Annotated in this window: 17 protein-coding genes; all 17 read right to left on the bottom strand. The window is 71.0% G+C overall.

Annotation, left to right across the window (positions count from 1 at the left end; translation table 11 throughout):
• Nucleotides 1–106 precede the first annotated feature (106 nt).
• Entirely contained in the window at nucleotides 107–760 is a 654-nt protein-coding gene (locus AB7F12_RS12620) for a 3-oxoacid CoA-transferase subunit B (RefSeq protein ID WP_428501520.1), read from the bottom strand.
• Nucleotides 757–1,476, bottom strand: a complete 720-nt coding sequence (locus tag AB7F12_RS12615) for a CoA transferase subunit A (RefSeq protein WP_428501521.1) — start codon at nucleotides 1,474–1,476, stop codon at nucleotides 757–759. Before AB7F12_RS12615 ends, AB7F12_RS12620 begins: the two co-directional genes overlap by 4 nt.
• Before the next feature lie 160 nt (nucleotides 1,477–1,636).
• The gene (locus AB7F12_RS12610; protein ID WP_428501522.1) at nucleotides 1,637–2,143 is read right to left on the bottom strand and encodes a BBE domain-containing protein; all 507 of its coding nucleotides are present in this window, start codon (nucleotides 2,141–2,143) and stop codon (nucleotides 1,637–1,639) included.
• A complete protein-coding gene (locus AB7F12_RS12605; protein ID WP_428501523.1) occupies nucleotides 2,116–2,394 on the bottom strand; it encodes a hypothetical protein in 279 nt (92 codons plus the stop codon). Before AB7F12_RS12605 ends, AB7F12_RS12610 begins: the two co-directional genes overlap by 28 nt.
• A 221-nt stretch (nucleotides 2,395–2,615) precedes the next feature.
• Nucleotides 2,616–3,488 carry a sugar phosphate isomerase/epimerase family protein gene (locus AB7F12_RS12600; RefSeq protein WP_428501524.1) on the bottom strand — a complete coding sequence of 291 codons (873 nt, stop codon included), beginning with the start codon at nucleotides 3,486–3,488 and terminating at the stop codon, nucleotides 2,616–2,618.
• 124 nt (nucleotides 3,489–3,612) lie between these two features.
• Nucleotides 3,613–4,725 carry a zinc-binding dehydrogenase gene (locus AB7F12_RS12595; RefSeq protein WP_428501525.1) on the bottom strand — a complete coding sequence of 371 codons (1,113 nt, stop codon included), beginning with the start codon at nucleotides 4,723–4,725 and terminating at the stop codon, nucleotides 3,613–3,615.
• Nucleotides 4,726–4,747: 22 nt separating this feature from the next.
• Nucleotides 4,748–5,320: a DUF421 domain-containing protein gene (locus tag AB7F12_RS12590; protein ID WP_428501526.1), complete on the bottom strand. Its 573-nt coding sequence runs from the start codon at nucleotides 5,318–5,320 to the stop codon at nucleotides 4,748–4,750.
• A gap of 18 nt (nucleotides 5,321–5,338) precedes the next feature.
• Nucleotides 5,339–6,076, bottom strand: coding sequence for an HpcH/HpaI aldolase family protein (locus AB7F12_RS12585; protein ID WP_428501527.1), 738 nt, complete (start codon nucleotides 6,074–6,076; stop codon nucleotides 5,339–5,341).
• Nucleotides 6,066–6,854 (bottom strand): alpha/beta fold hydrolase, encoded by a 789-nt coding sequence (locus AB7F12_RS12580; RefSeq protein ID WP_428501528.1) that lies wholly within the window; start codon nucleotides 6,852–6,854, stop codon nucleotides 6,066–6,068. Before AB7F12_RS12580 ends, AB7F12_RS12585 begins: the two co-directional genes overlap by 11 nt.
• Nucleotides 6,851–7,861: an ABC transporter permease gene (locus tag AB7F12_RS12575; RefSeq protein WP_428501529.1), complete on the bottom strand. Its 1,011-nt coding sequence runs from the start codon at nucleotides 7,859–7,861 to the stop codon at nucleotides 6,851–6,853. The genes AB7F12_RS12580 and AB7F12_RS12575 overlap by 4 nt, the downstream gene beginning before the upstream one ends.
• A gap of 13 nt (nucleotides 7,862–7,874) precedes the next feature.
• Entirely contained in the window at nucleotides 7,875–10,361 is a 2,487-nt protein-coding gene (locus AB7F12_RS12570; protein WP_428501530.1) for an ATP-binding cassette domain-containing protein, read from the bottom strand.
• The gene (locus AB7F12_RS12565) at nucleotides 10,354–11,337 is read right to left on the bottom strand and encodes a substrate-binding domain-containing protein (RefSeq protein WP_428501531.1); all 984 of its coding nucleotides are present in this window, start codon (nucleotides 11,335–11,337) and stop codon (nucleotides 10,354–10,356) included. Before AB7F12_RS12565 ends, AB7F12_RS12570 begins: the two co-directional genes overlap by 8 nt.
• A gap of 290 nt (nucleotides 11,338–11,627) precedes the next feature.
• Nucleotides 11,628–12,470: a mycofactocin-coupled SDR family oxidoreductase gene (locus tag AB7F12_RS12560; protein WP_428501532.1), complete on the bottom strand. Its 843-nt coding sequence runs from the start codon at nucleotides 12,468–12,470 to the stop codon at nucleotides 11,628–11,630.
• A gap of 119 nt (nucleotides 12,471–12,589) precedes the next feature.
• Complete coding sequence (locus AB7F12_RS12555) at nucleotides 12,590–13,390, bottom strand: vWA domain-containing protein (RefSeq protein WP_428501533.1); 801 nt, start codon at nucleotides 13,388–13,390, stop codon at nucleotides 12,590–12,592.
• A 185-nt stretch (nucleotides 13,391–13,575) separates the two neighbouring features.
• Nucleotides 13,576–14,490: an AAA family ATPase gene (locus AB7F12_RS12550; protein ID WP_428501534.1), complete on the bottom strand. Its 915-nt coding sequence runs from the start codon at nucleotides 14,488–14,490 to the stop codon at nucleotides 13,576–13,578.
• On the bottom strand, nucleotides 14,487–15,665 hold the full coding sequence (locus AB7F12_RS12545) for an epoxide hydrolase family protein (RefSeq protein ID WP_428501535.1): 1,179 nt from the start codon (nucleotides 15,663–15,665) through the stop codon (nucleotides 14,487–14,489). Before AB7F12_RS12545 ends, AB7F12_RS12550 begins: the two co-directional genes overlap by 4 nt.
• The gene (locus AB7F12_RS12540) at nucleotides 15,662–16,420 is read right to left on the bottom strand and encodes an SDR family oxidoreductase (protein WP_428501536.1); all 759 of its coding nucleotides are present in this window, start codon (nucleotides 16,418–16,420) and stop codon (nucleotides 15,662–15,664) included. The genes AB7F12_RS12545 and AB7F12_RS12540 overlap by 4 nt, the downstream gene beginning before the upstream one ends.
• Between the last annotated feature and the right edge of the window lie 2 nt (nucleotides 16,421–16,422).

The raw sequence follows: 16,422 nt of genomic DNA, 5'->3' as shown, positions 1-16,422 counted from the left end.
TCGATCTTCCTCGACACTCGGACGTGATCCGTCCATCGGATCGCGATCGACGGTAGGGACCCGCCCAGCGGTCGAGTTGTCCCGAGATGGGACGGCGAACCTGCTGCTACCGGGTGGCCGGAGAGTCCTCGCCCCCGAGGATCCGTGCCCCGGTCACCGCCCGGAGGTCGTCGACCGTGGTGCCGGGCGCGAGCTCGACCACCCGCAGACCGTCGTCGCACACGTCGAGGACGGCGCGGTCGGTGATGATCCGGTCGACGACGCCGACACCGGTGAGCGGCAACGTGCATCGGGGGACGATCTTCGCGGTGCCGTCCTTGGCGACGAGGTCGGTGAGCACGACGACGCGGCGCGTGCCCGCGACGAGGTCCATCGCGCCACCCATCCCCTTGACGAGCGCTCCCGGTACCGCCCAGTTCGCCAGGTCGCCGTTCTCCGCGACCTGCATCGCACCCAGGATCGCGACGTCGATGTGTCCACCCCGGATCATCGCGAAGGACTGGGCCGAGTCGAAGAAGCTGGCCCCCGGCAGCGCCGTGACGGTCTGCTTGCCCGCGTTGACGAGGTCGGCGTCCTCGTCGCCTGCCAAGGGGAACGGGCCCATCCCGAGCAGGCCGTTCTCCGACTGCAGCGTCACGTGGACGCCGGGCGGGATGTGGTTGGCGACCTTCGTCGGGATGCCGATCCCGAGGTTGACGTGGTCGCCGTCGCGGAGCTCGCGTGCCGCGACGGCAGCCATCTCGTCCCTGGTCCAGCTCATACCGCTACCTCCTGCGGGACACCTCGTTCGCGGACGGTGCGCTGCTCGATGTCCTTCTCCCGTTCGCGGGCGAGGACGAGCCGGTCGACGTACACGCCGGGCGTGACCACGTGGTCGGGGTCGATCGCGTCGTCGGACAGGTGCTCGACCTCGGCGACGGTGACCCGGCCCGCGGTCGCGACGACCGGGTTGAAGTTGCGCGCGGTGTAGCGGTAGGTCAGGTTCCCCCACCGGTCGCAGGTGTGCGCGCGGACCAGTGCCAGGTCGGCCACGATCCCGCGCTCCAGCAGGTAGGTCCGCCCGTCGAACTCGGCCGTCGGCTTTCCCTGGGCGACCTGGGTACCGACGCCGGTACGGGTGTAGAAGGCCGGGATGCCGGCGCCGCCGGCGCGCAGGCGCTCGGCGAGGGTGCCCTGCGGCGCGAACTCGACCTCGACCTCGCCGTCGAGGTACTGGCGCGCGAACGTGCGGTTCTCCCCCACGTAGGAGGCGACGACCTTGCGCACCTGCCGGTTCTCCAGGAGCAGGCCGAGGCCCTTCCCGTCGATACCCATGTTGTTGGACACCACGACGAGGTCACGTACCCCGGAGTCGCGCACCACGTCGATGAGGTCCACCGGCACGCCACAGATTCCGAACCCGCCCGCGGCGATCGTCATGCCGTCGCACAACAGGCCTTCCATCGCCTCGGCGGCGGTCGTGTTCACAGCGGACATCCGCTGTCCTCCGATCTTCACGTCGATCCGAACGGTGCAGGAACCGCCGGCCCGCAGTAGGACCGGACACCGCGACGCCGGGTGCCGCGCGTCGGTCGGACGCGCGGCACCCGGCAACGGTGCCGTCGGCCGCCTCCCGGCGGGGTGGGCGGCCCGGCGATCAGGCCGGCGCCGGTGCGGCCGGCTTGATGTTCTGGTTGTGGTGGAAGACGTTCTCCGGGTCGTAGGTCGCCTTGATGCGCGAGAGGCGCTCGTACTTCTCGGCCCCGTACGCCGCCCGGCCACGGTTCTCGTCGTACTTGTTCATGTTGTTGATGTAGCTGCCCGAGCCCATCCCGTGCGGCTGCAGGCCCGCCCAGAAGTCCTTGACCCACTGGCGGTCGTGGACGAGCTCCTCGGCCGTCTCACAGGTCCCGGTCATGATGAAGTGGTAGCCCGCGTCGTGCGGGCCGGCCCAGGCGGCGTCCTTGTCGGCGACCCGGGCGTAGGCGCCGCCGAGGGTCATCGCGCCGAAGTAGGAGAACGCGCCCCGGGTGCCGGTGAGGTACTTCTGCATGACGTCGATGGCGTCGTCGGAGATCGCGGGAAGGTAGTCGGCCTTCTCGTAGCCGTGCACACCCCACGGGTTGAACGCGTCGTTCATCGACTGGAGGTCGACGTAGCGCATCGGCTCCACCAGCTCGAACGCAGGCGAGTGCTCCCGCACGATCTCGGCGGCGGCGGCGAGCTCGGAGTGGGGCCGACCGTCTCGAGCTGGATGAAGTACCCGTAGGTGTGCTTGTACTCGTCGGGCACGAACGGGGTGTCGGGCGCCCGCATGCCGAACGCGATGATCGCCATGTCGTCGGGCAGCTGCGAGGGCAGGTCCCGGAACAGCTGCATGGCCTCGACGCCACGGTCCGGCGGGAAGAAGAACATCCCGACGTCGGCGGTCTCGCCGATCTCGTGGAGCTGGAAGACGAACTCGGTGACGATGCCGAAGTTGCCGCCGCCGCCGCGCAGCGCCCAGAACAGCTCGGTGTTCTCCGTGCGGCTGGCGCGGACGACCTGCGATGGCGCTGTTGCTCACCATGTTTCCTTGCAGTTCAGGGATGACGTGCCGGGGCCGGCAGGGCGTCGCCCGGACGTGGCAGAGTGAGTCAGCTGGTGCGGGGCTCGAGCGCCCGGGCGCCGGCGACGAACGCTGCGGCGGTCTCGGCGGCCGGCCGCGCCTGCCACTGCTCGGACAGGATCTCGATCGAGACGGGAGCGGTGGCCCCGCACGCCCGCAGCGCCCCGAGGAACCCGACGACGTCCCACTCGCCGTCACCGAAGAGCTTGCGGTGCTTGAGGGTCTCCTCGAAGTAGTCCTCGGTGAGCGGGGTCGCCGGCCCGTCCGAGAGCTGGACGACCACGACCCGGTCCCCCGGCAGCGACCGCAGAGCCTGCTCATCGGCGTTGCCGCGCATGAAGTGCCAGTTGTCGACGCAGAGGCCGCCGTTGTCGCGGTCGGCCGCTTGGACCACCGCCAGGGACGTGGCGATGTCGGGCATGTCGGTCCCGGGGAGGAACTCGATCGCCACCTTCGCCCCGACCTCGGCGGCCTGGTCACAGATCCGCGCGAACCGCGCGGCGGACTCGGCGCCGTCCCCACCGGAGGAGGCGGCGACCACGATGTGGTGTGCGCCGAACGCGTCGGCCAGCTCGATGAAGTCCTGCTCGACACCCGCGTCCATGTACGGGAGGTCCCACGGGAACCACGACGGGCCCCATCGCCGACCGTCGGCGGGACCGTCGAATCCCAGCCCCACCTCCAGCTCGGCGACCCGCATTCCGGACCGGTCGGCGATCGCCGCGAGGTCCTTCGCACCGACGCCCTCGCGCTTCGCGTCCTGGAACTCGAAGACCGAGTACCCGATCGCGTCGGCTCCTGCTGCGACGGCCGCGGCGACCCGCTCCTCGAACGAGACGCCGGTCAGGTTCCCGTAGCCGAGGATCAGGCCGGGTCCCGTGTCTGCCTTGTTTCCGCTCATCACTACGCCTCCTGCGTCGACTGCTCGGCGCCTGCCGTCGAACCGCGACCGACGTTAGGGATCTGCCCGCCGATCGAGTTGTCCCGCCTTGGGACGGCCGCTGCGCGGACGGGTGTCGCGCGGGTCACGGAACGACGGCGGCGCGCATGACCCCGCCGGACTCGGTCTGGGCCACCGCGGTGTGGATCTCGTGGAGCCCGTACACGCGGTCGGACATCGACCCGAAGGGATACAGGTCACGGGTGTCGACGAGGAAGTCGAGGGCGCGGCGCAGGAACCAGGGGTCGTAGCGCAGGAATCCCCGCACGGTGAGGTTCTTGCGCGTGAACAGCGCGGGCGCGATCGACAGCTCGGCGCCCGGACCGACGTTCAGGTTGCCGACCGAGGCGATCGTGCCGCCGGTGCGTGCGAACCCGACGGCCTCGGCGAACGCCTCCGGGCGTCCGGTGACCTCGACGACGAGGTCCGCCCCGTCACCGCCGGTGAGCCGGTCGATCCGCTGCTGCCGGTCGGCGACGGCGGCGATGGCCGCCATGTCGATCACCTCGGTCGCGCCGAAGCGGAGCGCGGCGGCGATGCGGCCGGGGTCGCGCTCGACCGCGATCACCCGCGCACCCGAGCGGGCGGCGACGGCGCAGGCGTAGAGCCCGAGCCCGCCGCACCCCTGCACGACGACCGTCTGTCCGCGTTGCAGACCGACCCGCTCGAGTGTGAACAGCATCTGGGCCAGCCCACAGTTGGCCCCGGCGACCTCGGCGTCGGTGAGCACGTCGGGCACGACGTAGAAATGCCTGCCGGCGGCGAGGTGGTAGTGGCTCGCGAAGGCGCCGTGGAAGTGCGGCGCACGGCCGGGCGGCGAGGCCATCGTGTCGGCCCACTCGGAGCACATGTTGAACTCGCCGCGCCCGCACGGCCGGCAGTGCCCGCACACGCGGAAGTACACGACGACGACACGGTCTCCCACCGCGACAGGAGTACCGGCCGAGTCGTGGGTCAGTCCGTCGCCGAGAGCACCGACCCTGGCGACGAACTCGTGCCCGAGGACCACGTCCCGCAGAACGGGATTGCGACGGTGGTAGATCCCGACGTCGGACCCGCACACGTTGGCCTGCAGGACCTCGAGCAGCGCCTCCCCCGGGCCGGGCCGTGGCAGCGGGTACCGCTGCACCTCGACCGCCCCCGGCCCGACCGAGGCCGCCACCGATCCCTCGGCCGCGACGTCGCTGAATTCCTCCACCGGTTCCTCCTGTCGGTCGGACTCACCCGCCACCTCGGTGCACGGTCGTCGCGTGCCGGGCCGGGTCGTCGTGGCCGGGTACGTCGGCCATCACCCACGCGTCGGGCTCCGGCCCGGCGCGAAGGACGCTCACGACGCCGTTGCGCTCCAGGACGACGCAGTCGACGTCGGCCAGCCGGGCGACACCCGCGAGACGCAGGCGCTGCCGGAGGTCGTCCTCGCTCATCCGTGCCGCTCGCAGGCCGTCGGGGAGCACGCTGCCCCCGCGCATCAGGAGTACGGGCTCCCTCGTGAGGATTCGGCCGAGGATCCTGTTGCGACGCAACAGCCCGAGGCAACGCTGCACGGCGAACAGCATCACGAGCGCGATCACCCCGGTGGTGAGCGTCGGTGTCGCCAGGAGCGTCGTCCGCCCGACCACCGCACCGAGCGCGATCACGCAGGCGACATCGGTCGCCGACATGGCCGACAGGCTCCGTTGTCCGCTCACCCGGACGCACACCAGCAGGGCCAGGTAGATCCCCAGGGTCGCCACGGCGACGAGTCCCGCGGTGCGCAGGTCGACACCGAGCTCCGACGTGAGGGGCGTGGTCACCGTGTCGGCCGCCGCCGATCAGGCGTCGCCGAGCTGCGCACGCGCGTCCGCGGCCGCGCGGCGGGCGGCGGTGAGCAGCAGGGTCGAGTCGGACTCGACGGCGAGCATGGTGAACCCCGCGGTGTGCCAGCGACCCACATTGCCGGTTCCGCAGAACACCCCTGCCGTGATGCCGTTCGCACGGCACGCCGCGACGACCGGGGCCAGCACCTCGACGGTCCGCGGGTCGGACGCGAGGTAGGGGTCGCCCCACAGGTCCAGGGCGAGGTCGGCCGGGCCGGCGAGAATGCCTGTCAGCCCCGGCACGGCCGCGATCGCAGCGGCGTTCTCGACCCCGGCCCGGTCCTCGACCATGACATAGCAGGCGGCGGCACCCAGGACTGCGGGATCAGGACGTGCGGTCGCGAGCTTCGGCCGCAAGGGGCCCCAGCTGCGGGTGCCGTCCGGTGAGTACCGGCACGCGGCGACTGCCGCGCGGGCCTGCTCGGGCGTCGAGACCTGCGGGACGATCACGCCGGCGGCGCCCGCATCGAGAACAGCGCCGATGAGGGGGGCGTCGGTGCCGGGGACGCGCAGGTACGCCGTGCCGCCGCCGGCCTGCACCGCCTGCAGGAGCCCGACGACGTCGTCGTCACGGACGGTGCCGTGCTGCATGTCCAGGCAGCACCAGTCGAACCCGGCCGAGGCCATGGCCTCCACGGCGAAGGGCGACTCGAGATGGCACCAGCCACCGAGTGTCACGTTCTCAGAACCCACGTTGCTGCGTCCTCTCCTGGACTGTCCGCTGCAGGGCCTCGACGAACGCCATGGGCGCCTCGACGGGCAGGAAATGGCCGACGCCTGGTACCCGACGGACGGTCACCCGGCGGAACCACTCCCCGAGACCGTCGAACCAGGAGTCCGGGACCAGAGGGTCGAGGTCCGGCCACAGGATGGTGGTCGGCGCGGCCACGACGTGCCGCCCGATCGGGTCGCTGCTCATCGTGAGCAGGCGCCGGTCGTGTTGCTGGGCAAGGTGATCGAGCCGTAGTCGTGACGGCGTGTAGCCCGGCGCCGACCAGGTCGTCCAGACCCGTTGGAGGGCGTTGCGCCCCGTGCCGGTGACCGATCGCGTCGGCACCTCGGGCGGCGGGGTCACGACGAGGCCCGCGACGCGGCCCGGGCTCCGAGCGGCGACCCGCAGGGCGACGGCGGCCCCGATCCCGTGGCCACCGAGGACCACGGGGCCGAGCCGGAGCTCGTCGATCAACGACGTGACGCTTGCGGCCTGGGCGGACACGGAGACGTCGCCGCCCGGCCACCGGTCGGACTCGCCGACCCCCCGGAGGTCAGGTGTGACGACTGTGCCCTCGAGCCGCACCGCAACGTCTGCCCAGTCCGTCCGGTCGCCGTGACCGCCGTGCAGGAGCACGATCCCCGGTCCGGTGCCGGACCGGTCGTAGGCGAGGCGGAACCCGTCCACCGGCCGGCTGACCGCTGGACCGGCGATGGGCGGCGGCAGACCTGCGGCCAGGTGACAGCTGACCGTCGTCATGCAGTCCGCTTCCGCCGTCGCTCGAGCATGGCCGCGCCGGCGAGGGCGAGCGCCATGGCGATGGCCTGGACGAGCAGCTGTACGGCAGCGTTGGCTCCGAGGGTCAGCACGACCTGCCCGAGCTGGGTGAGGAACAGGGCGGCCACGGCGGTCGCGACGACGCTGCCGCGCCCACCGGCGAGACTCGTGCCGCCGATGACGACCGCCATCACCGTCTGGAACAGGTACGGGTTGCCCATCGTCGGGGCCGGGTTCTGCGCGTAGCCGGCGAGCAGCACCGCGGCGAGGGCGAACAGCAGGGCCGCTGCGATGTACGCCCCGACGATGTAGCAGTCGACCCGGACCCCGATGGCCCGCGCCGCATCCGGGTTCGCCCCGACGGCGACGAACCGCCGCCCGACGGCTGTCTGGCGCAGCACGAAGCCGACGACCAGGACCGTCGCGATCGCCAGCCAGACCAGCGTGGAGATCCCGAGGACGCTCGAGGCTGCGAAGGCCTGCAGGCTCGGCGGGGCCGCGGACCCGACCCCCTTCGTGTAGGTGAACATCGCGCCGACCAGCAACGCGTTGAGCGCCAGCGTCGTGATCAGCGGCGTCACGTTGATCCTGGTGTTGATCAGGCCGTTGACCAGGCCGATGACGACGCCGAGAGCCACCACCACCAAAAGCCCGACGAACACGGGCGCATCGTTGCGGTCGACGAACACGACGAAGCCCATGGCGGTCAGGCTGACCACTCCGGGGATCGAGAGGTCGATGCCGCGCTGCTGGATGACCAGCGTCTGGCCCGCCGACATGATCGCGAGGATCGCCCAGAACGGCAGCATCGCGCCGAGCGACTGCGCCGACAGTGACTTCGGCACGACGATCGCGCTCAGGACGAAGAGCGCACACGTCGCCAGCACGATGCCGGTGTACGGGCCGGCGGCCCGCGGCCTGCGCGCCGGTGGGCTCACGTCCAGGTCGACCGTGGCGACCCGCTCCGGGTCGCTCAACGAGTTGCTCATCGACGTCTCCGAGTCAGTGTGTGCGTGCGAGATGGCGGGTGCGGGAGTAGACGGCCACCGCGATCAGCGTCATCGCCCCGGGCAGGTACGACGACCACGCGGCGTCGAGGCCGAGGAAGGTGACCGCGCCGATCGCCTGGGTGACGAGGAACGCCGCCGCGATGGTGCCGACGAACGAGCCGCGGCCGCCGAAGATGCTGGCGCCACCGATCACCGCGGCCGAGATGCTCGTCAGCGTGTAGTCGATGCCGGAGGTCGGGTCGCCCGAACCGACCTGGGCCAGCAGGAAGAGTGCGGCGAGACCTGCCATGAGGCTGCACAGCAGGAACCCGATGAGCCGGACGCGAGGGGCGCTGAGCCCGTTGAGCCGGGCGGCCTCGGGCTGCGACCCGACCGATCGCAATGCGATGCCGGTCCGGCTGCGGCGCAGCCAGAACTGCATCGCCGCGGCGACGACGACCAGCACGACGAAGGCGACCGGGATCGGGCCGAACGTATACGTCAGGGCGTCGGTGATGCGGCTGTCGAACAGACCGCCGGGCTGGGGCCGCAGGACGAGCGAGAGGGCCTGGAGCGCGATGAAGGTGATCAGTGTCGCGACGATGGCGTTCATCTTCACGACGTCGACGAGTGCCCAGTTCACGAGACCGACGGCCAGCGGTACGCCGAACAGGAGCACCCAGCCGAGCACCCTGTCGAGTGGCATCGACTCCGCGGTGAGGAAGAACGACTCCACGACGACGACGAAGCCCATCAGCGGACCCACCGACAGGTCGACCGCGCCGATCGTCAACGCTACGGTCTGTCCCAGGGCCACGAACCCGAGGACGGCGACGAGGGCGAGGAGACCGGCGATGCTCGGCGTCGTCAGGTAGAAGGCGCTCGACAGCGACGTCCACAGGCCGAGCGCGAGGACCGCCAGCGCCACCATCGCGATCGGCGCGGTGTCGCCGGCGAACCAGCGGACGGCCGGACCGGCGCGCCGGGCGCTCTTGTCCCGGTGGGTGGTCGCCGTGAGGGCCGCTGCGGTGATCCGGGCCTCGGTCACGTCGTCGCCCGAGAGCTCCTCCACGACATGGCCGCGGGAGAAGATGAGGATGCGGTCGCACAGCCCGGCCAGCTCGATGCCGTCGGACGAGACGACGACGACACCCATCCCCCGCTCGCGGGCGTTGTCCCGCAGCAGGTCGTAGATCTCGGACTTGGCGCCGACGTCGACGCCCTGGGTCGGCTCGTCGATCAGCAGGACCCTGGGGTCGCGGCGCAGCACGCCCGCGAGCAGGGCCTTCTGCTGGTTGCCTCCCGACAGGGACTCGATGGGCGTCTCGATGGTCGGGGTCTTGACGGCCAGCTCGGCAACGGCGGCCCGGGCGAACTCCCGCTCGCGGCGTGGCTCGACCACTCCCGCGGTGCTGAACCGGTCGAGGTTGCGCAGCCCGATCGTCTCGCGCACGGTCAGCCCGGGGAAGACACCCTCGCGGTGCCGATCGCCGGTCAGGTACGCGATCGTCGACGACCGTCGGCGGACCGGTGCTCCGTCGACCTCGACCGATCCGTTGCGGGAACCGAGCCCGGCCAGCGCGCGCAGGGCGTCGCGCTGGCCGTTCCCCTCGATGCCGGCGAACCCCACGATCTCGCCGGGCCGCACGGTGAACGTGAGGTCCTCGAAGCCGCGCCCGCCCGCCGACGCGACACCCAGGACGGGTGGGACGTCGTCGTCGAGGGCTGGTTTGTCCGGGAACACCGCGTCCAGGCGGCGTCCGACGATGAGGTCGACGATGTCGCGCTCGGACAATGTCGCCGCGTCGAACGTGCCGCGGTGGCAGCCGTCCCGCAGGACGCTGATCCGATCGGCGATCTGCTTGACCTCCCGGATCCGGTGCGAGATGTAGACGACCGCACCGCCGTCGCGTACCCGCTCCCGCACCGCCGCGAACAGCCGCTCGACGTCCTCACCGGCCAGGTGCTCGGTGGGTTCGTCGAGCACGAGCACCGCCGGCCGGCGGGCGAGTGCCCGGACGATGTCGACGATGAACCGCTGCTCGGGTTCGAGCTCCTCGATCCGGGCGGCCGGGTCGATCCCGACGTCGTCGCTCCAGTCGCGCAGCCGTTCCCGGCACCACGACTGCAGCCGTGCGATCGGGGGGCGGGCGGTCGGCGGCTGGCCCAGGTACATGTTCTCGGCGACGGTGAGATCGGGCAGGAGCGCGGGTTCCTGAAGCACGATCGCCACACCGAGCTCCTGCGCGTCGTGGGTCGAGCCGGCACGCAGGGGGCGTCCCCCGACCGAGACCGTTCCCGCCTCCGGCACCAGGGCTCCGGAGGCGACGGCCATCAGGGTCGACTTGCCGGCGCCGTTCTCCCCGACGATCCCGTGGACCTCACCGGCCCGGACCGTCAGGTCGACGTCGTCGAGGGCGACCACACCGGGGAACGTCTTGGTCACGTGGTCGATGCGCAGTGCGGGCACCGGCTGGTCGACCGGGTTCTCGTCAGCCACTGAGGACCTTCTTCAGATCGGCCACCGACAAGCTCGAGGACAGGTCGGCGTCGGGCGAGACCGACGGGTCGCACTCGGGCATCTTGGCTGCGGCGGTGTCGGCGTAGGTGAACAGCACGTAGGGGTTCGGGTCGGCGCTGGGCTTGTCCTGCATGTCCGCGAGCGCGATCCGCAGCGCTGACGCGGTCATCCGGGTGGAGCCGTCCTGGCCCATCCACTGGATGTTGTTCTGCTTCACGGTGCAGACGAAGCCCTGGGAGGACCCGATGTTGAGGAACGCGGGCATCTTCGCCTTCGCGTCGAGGATCGCCTGCACAGCGCCGATGTCGGAGGCGCCGTAGTCACTGACGAACGCTGCGTACTCGCCGTTCTGGGCGAGCAGACCGGCCACGGCACGGCGCTTCTGCGCCCCGTCCCAGTTGGTCGGGACCCAGGTGTCGGGCACGAGCTGGATTCCGGGGGCGTACTTGGTGAGTGCCGCCTTGAACGCGTTGAACGTCGTCTCCGTGGAGGGAGCACCCGGCTGCCCGCCGAGGAAGGCGACCTTGCCCGTCTTCACGTGCTCGTTCAGCCACTTGGCCTGGTTCTCGCCGATGGAGTTGACGTCCCACAGCAGCGACTCGCTGACGTCGGTGCCCTTCTGGGCACCGCCGTCGCTGACGGTCGTCACGACGGTCACGCCGGACTGGACGGCCTTGCGCAGCGAGGGCAGCTGGGCGGCACCGAAGTCGGCGATCACGACCAGCGCCTTCGCACCCTGCGCGACGGCCGCGTTGGTCGCCGCGATGGCGCCCTGCACGCCGGAGGTGCCGTTGTACCAGCTCGCCTGGATGGTCGGGCACTTGGCTGCCTCGGCCATGAACTCGGCGTTGGCGATCGCCGCCCACACCTGCCCACCCGCGGACTTGATGAAGACGACCTTCGTCGGCTCCGCCGGGCAGTAGGGCGTGATGTCGCCCGGCTTGCTGTCCGCCACGGCATTGATGCCCGACGCTCCGCCCGCGCCACCTCCGGATGCAGAAGTCGGAGCGGGGGAACAGGCAGCGAGCCCGACGGCCGCTGCTGCCGCTATTGCCACGGCTACGATCCGCGCACGCGACGACGAGGCGAGAATTCGCATTACCGACCTCCTTGACGAGAATTGTGATCTCAGGGGTGCCGGAATCCCGGCGGACAGGTCGTGCGGGCCGAGCCGTATCGCCGGCCGGATTTAAATGCTCGTCGAGAGCTGCCCCACAGAGGTGTCCCGTCGTGGGACACGGATCACTATTTGATCAGTGCGCCCGCATCGACCGACATGCGCAGGCCGGTGACATACCGCGACTCGTCGGAGGCGAGGAACAGAACGGCGTTGCTGACGTCGCGGGCCTCGATCCACGGAATGGGGAGGAGGTTCATCGGGGCGCACGCCTCCGCGAACTCCTCGCGTGTCGGCACACGGCCGCCGAGATCGGCGCGGAACAGCGTCTGCATCGGCTCGTTACGCATCAGGATGTCGGTGTCGACCGCCGTCGGGTGCACGGTGTTGACGCGGATGCCGTACGGGGCGACCTCCGCGGCCAGCGACTGGGCCAGCCCGACATCGCCTGCCTTCGCCGCCGAATAGGCCCCGGTGTGCGGGGTGCCCTTGAGCCCCACCAGCGAGCTCGTGATGATGATCGAGCCGCCGCGGCCGGACTCGATCATCACCGGGACCGCTGCCCGCACTGTGTTCCAGACGCCCTTGAGCATCGTGTCGATCTGGACGTCCCACATCTCCTCGGTGATCTCCCACACCTTGGGGACGGAGTCGATGAGCCCCGCGTTCGCACAGACGATGTCGATGCCGCCGAACTCGGCGACGGCCTCGTCGACGACCGCCTGCAGCGCGGCGCCGTCGCGGACGTCGGCCCGGCGGGCGATGATCCGGCGATCCTCGTTCTCGACGATCCGCACCGTCTCGGCGAGCTCCTCCGAGCTGCCGAGCGGATACCCCAGATTGTCGATGTCGGCGCAGATGTCGACGGCGACGATGTCGGCGCCCTCTTCCGCGAGCCTTTTCGCGTGTGCCCGCCCCTGGCCCCGGGCAGCACCCGTGATGAGTGCAACCTTTCCCTTCACCCGATCCACGATTCCCCGCTCCCTGTTGCTCTTCGAAATGGTCGGCATTGTCCGGTGGAGTGATCCGCCGACCATTCGGACAGTAAGCCGCAGAGAACCGTGCGAGTTGTCCCGGAATGTGACACGAATCAATCGGCGAGGAGCCGGTTGAGCGCGGGGGCCACGTCACGGTGGGTCGCGACATGAGCCAGCCGCCCCCGCCCCGTCCTCGCCAGGTCGGCGGCCAGGGGTGCGTCGTGCTCACCATCGGTCTCGAGCATGACGTGCAGCTCCCCGCAGCGGGCCGCGGTGATCCGGGGGTCCGGCCCGGCGTTGTGCACCGCGTCGGAGAGCAGCACGATCGAGCGCCGCCGCAGCGGCGACCGCGCCAGCTCGGACCGCGCGACCTCCAGGCCGAACGAGACGTTGGTCAGCCCCCTGGCCGGGATCCTCAGCAACCGGTCGACGATCCGGCCCACCGGGAGCCGGGCGTCGAAGGGTTTCAGCAGCGCGGCGTCCGACCAGAAGGCGACGAGCGCGATCTGGTCGTCGGCCCCGGCGCCGGTCAGGTCCGCCGACAGTGCGGCGATCGTCGCAGCGGCGATCCGCGCCTTCTCCCCGCGCATCGAGCCCGACACGTCGACCACGAGGACGACCGCGCGCCGTGCCTGCACGCGTTCGCGCACGACGATCTCGGTGTCGTCCGGGCGGGGTCGCTCGGCGAGTACCTCGACGGTCCGGTCGATGTCGATGTCGTCGGAGCGGTACCGGTAGGGCATCGGTACCGTGCGTCCGCCGCCGCGATCGCCGCGCCTGACCCGTAGCCGCCGCCGCACCGTGAGGTTGCGCGCGATCCGGCGCGCCATGACGGCCACCTCGTCGTCGGCGGGTGTGTCCTCGAGCAGGTCGTCGAGACCACGCCGGCGCGCTCGCTGCCCGGTGAGGAGCACCCCCTGGCCACCGGCTGTGGCTTCGTCGGCCCCGTCGCCACGTCCGTCGGCGAGGTCGACGACGAGTGGGGTTCCGCCGGCGTCCTGGAACAGTGCCGGAGGTTCGGTCAGCTGCTTCGCCGAGCGCCGCCGGGCGGGCCGATCAGGATCCGGTCCCGCCGGCAGCTGGACGGAGTTGTCGATCTCTAGGCGGTGCGGTCCCGGCGCCGCACGCCGGGGTGCGAGAAAAAATGGTTCTCCCAGATCTCGGTGATCACCTTCTCCGGGGTCGCCTCCGACGTCTCGTCCACCGCGATCCGCGCCGACAGTGCGAGCAGCGACGCGTCGAGCACGAGCTGCGTGCGCTCGGAGCGCACGTCCATGGCCTCGAGCTCGACGGCGATCGCGACGAGGTCGATCGCACCGCGCACGCTCGACCCGCGCCGCAGCTCGGGATGTGTGCGCGTGGCCCGGGTGATCGCGACCGCGTCGGCGACGAGGAGATCGTCGGCACACCCCGTGCGGGCGGCCACGATCGCGCGCTCCTCACGGTCGTCCTGGTAGTCGACGACGAGGCGGCACCAGCGGTCGTAGACGCTGTCGGAGATGCGCGAGGTGCCGATGTTGTCGAACGGGTTCATCGACGCGAGGAGCCGGAACGTGGGCAGGGCGCGCACCGTGCCGGCCCGTGGCACGACGACCTCCCGCTCCGCCATCGCGGCGAGCAGGACGTTGAGCGTGTCCTCGGGTGCGCGGTTGAGCTCCTCGATGTAGAGGAACCCGCCCGACTGCATCGCCTGCAGCAGCGGCCCGGGGACGAAGTTGTCGTCGGAGTAGTCCTCCTCGAGCACCCGCGCCGGGTTGTGGTGTCCCACCAGCCGTGCCGGGGTCAGCTCACCGTTGCCCTCGACGAGCAAGAACGGAACGCCCCAGTTCGAGCTGATCGCGCGCAGCATCGTCGACTTCGAGGTCCCGGGCGGGCCCTCCAGCAGGATGTCGCGCCCGGCCGAGACCGCCGCGAGCACGAGGTCAAGCTCGCGCTCGCGGCCGACGACGCAGCCGGCGACGGCGTCGCGACGGGCACGGGAGGCCCCTCGGACCGTCGACTCCAGGCCGCTCATCGGCCCGACCGCAGCGGCCGGAAGAACTCACGGACGTCGTCGATGATCGCGGCGGGCTGCTCTGCGGGCGCGAAGTGGCCGCCGGCCTTCATGTAGGTCAGGCGCTGGAGGTTGTAGTAGTTCTCCATCCATGCCTTGGGCATGACGAGCAGCTCCTGCGGGAAGACGGCGATCCCGGTGGGCGCCTTGACGACGGGTCGCTCCGCCGACGCGGCCTTCCACAGGTCGTTGCGCGCCTCCCAGTAGAAGCGGGCGCTGGTCACGAAACTTTCGTCGACCCAGTAGAGCATCGTCAGCGTGATCAGGTCTTCCTTCGAGAAGACCGTCTCGACGTCGCCGCCGCAGTCGCTCCACCAGCGTCGCCGATCGACCAGCCAGGCCAACAGGCCGGCGGGCGAGTCGTGCATGGCGTAGGCGAGGTTCTGCGGGTCGGTGCTCTGCACGGCGATGTGGCTCGACGCGTGCGCCATCCGGAGCTGGTTGTGGTGGAACCAGTGCCGCTCGTCGGGGGCGTAGTCCTCCTCGGCCGGCAACGGCACCTCGAAGAAGTCCAGCGGCAGCGACAGGTTGAGGTGCATGCCGATCAGATGCTCGGAGTAGCGGTGGCCCAGCTCGGAGGTGACGAGCTGCCCCCAGTCGCCGCCCTGCGCCGCGTACTTGTCGTAGCCGAGACGCTCGCGCATCAGCACATCCCAGAGCCCGGCGGTGCGGTGGAAGTTGATCCCGGTGCGCTGCAACGGGGTCGAGAAGCCGAAGCCGGGCAGCGACGGGACGATCACGTCGAACGAGTCGGCCGGGTCGCCGCCGTACGAGGCCGGGTCGGTAAGTGGCCGGATGACCTGCTCGAAGTCCCAGAACGACCACGGCCAGCCGTGGCTCATCACCAGCGGGATCGGGTTCGGGCCCTTGCCGCGCTCGTGGATGAAGTGGATCGGGACGTCGTCGATCGTCGTGCGGAAGTGCTCGTACTCGTTCATCCGCCGCTCGACGGCGCGCCAGTCGTACTCGTCGAGCCAGTAGGCGACGAGTTCCTCGATGTAGACGCGGTTGGCGCCGTAGCGCCAGTCCTCGTTGCCGACATCGGCGGGCCAGCGGGTGCGCGTCAGCCGCTCGCGCAGGTCGGTGAGGACCTCGTCGGGGACGGCGACGGTGAACGGCTCGACCGCGGCGCTCATCGGGACACCAGCCCGGCATCGACCGGCACGGTGAGGCCGGTGAGCAGGCGCGCGTCGTCGGAGGTCAGGTAGACCACCGTCTCGGACACGTCCGTGGTGTCGATGAAGGGATGCGGCACTTCGGCCTCCGGGTCGAAGACGAGGCTGCCGGTCGGCGCCGGGATGGCCGCGGCGGCGGGACCGCCCGCGGGATGGACACTGTTCACGCGGATCGAACGGGGGGCCAGCTCGTGGGCCATCGCCCGCACCATGCCGACCACGCCGTGCTCGGCGGCGGCGTGGTGGGCCAGGTGGGCGAATCCGCGCAGCCCGGCCGCGCTGCCGACGACGGTGATCGACCCGCCGTCGGACATGTGCGGCAGGGCGGCACGGCAGGTGTTCCACACGCCGGTGAGGACGCGGTCGAGGGTGCCGCGCCAGACGTCGTCGGCGATGCCGTCGACCGAGCCGGGCGCGGTCACGACCGGGCCGGTGACGACGGCGTCGAGCCCGCCGAGCCGCTGGGCCGCGGTGGCGACGGCCTCGGCGAGCGCCGCCGCGTCGCGGACGTCGGCCTCGCGGGCGACGATCCGCCCGCCGAGCGACTCGACCACCGCGACGGTGGAGCTCAGGTCGGCGGGACAGGCCGGCTCGAACGCGTCGTGGTCGACAGCGATGGCCGCCGCGCCCTCCTGTGCGAGCCGGATCGCGAAGCCGCGCCCGGGGACGCGGCCGGCCCCGGTCACCAGGACGACCTTGCCCTGCAAGCGCCCCATCG

Source organism: Pseudonocardia sp., from assembly GCF_050250275.1.
GTDB lineage: Bacteria > Actinomycetota > Actinomycetes > Mycobacteriales > Pseudonocardiaceae > Pseudonocardia.
The sequence above is the reverse complement of the archived record's forward strand: the minus strand, read 5'-3'. Positions and strand labels throughout refer to the sequence as shown.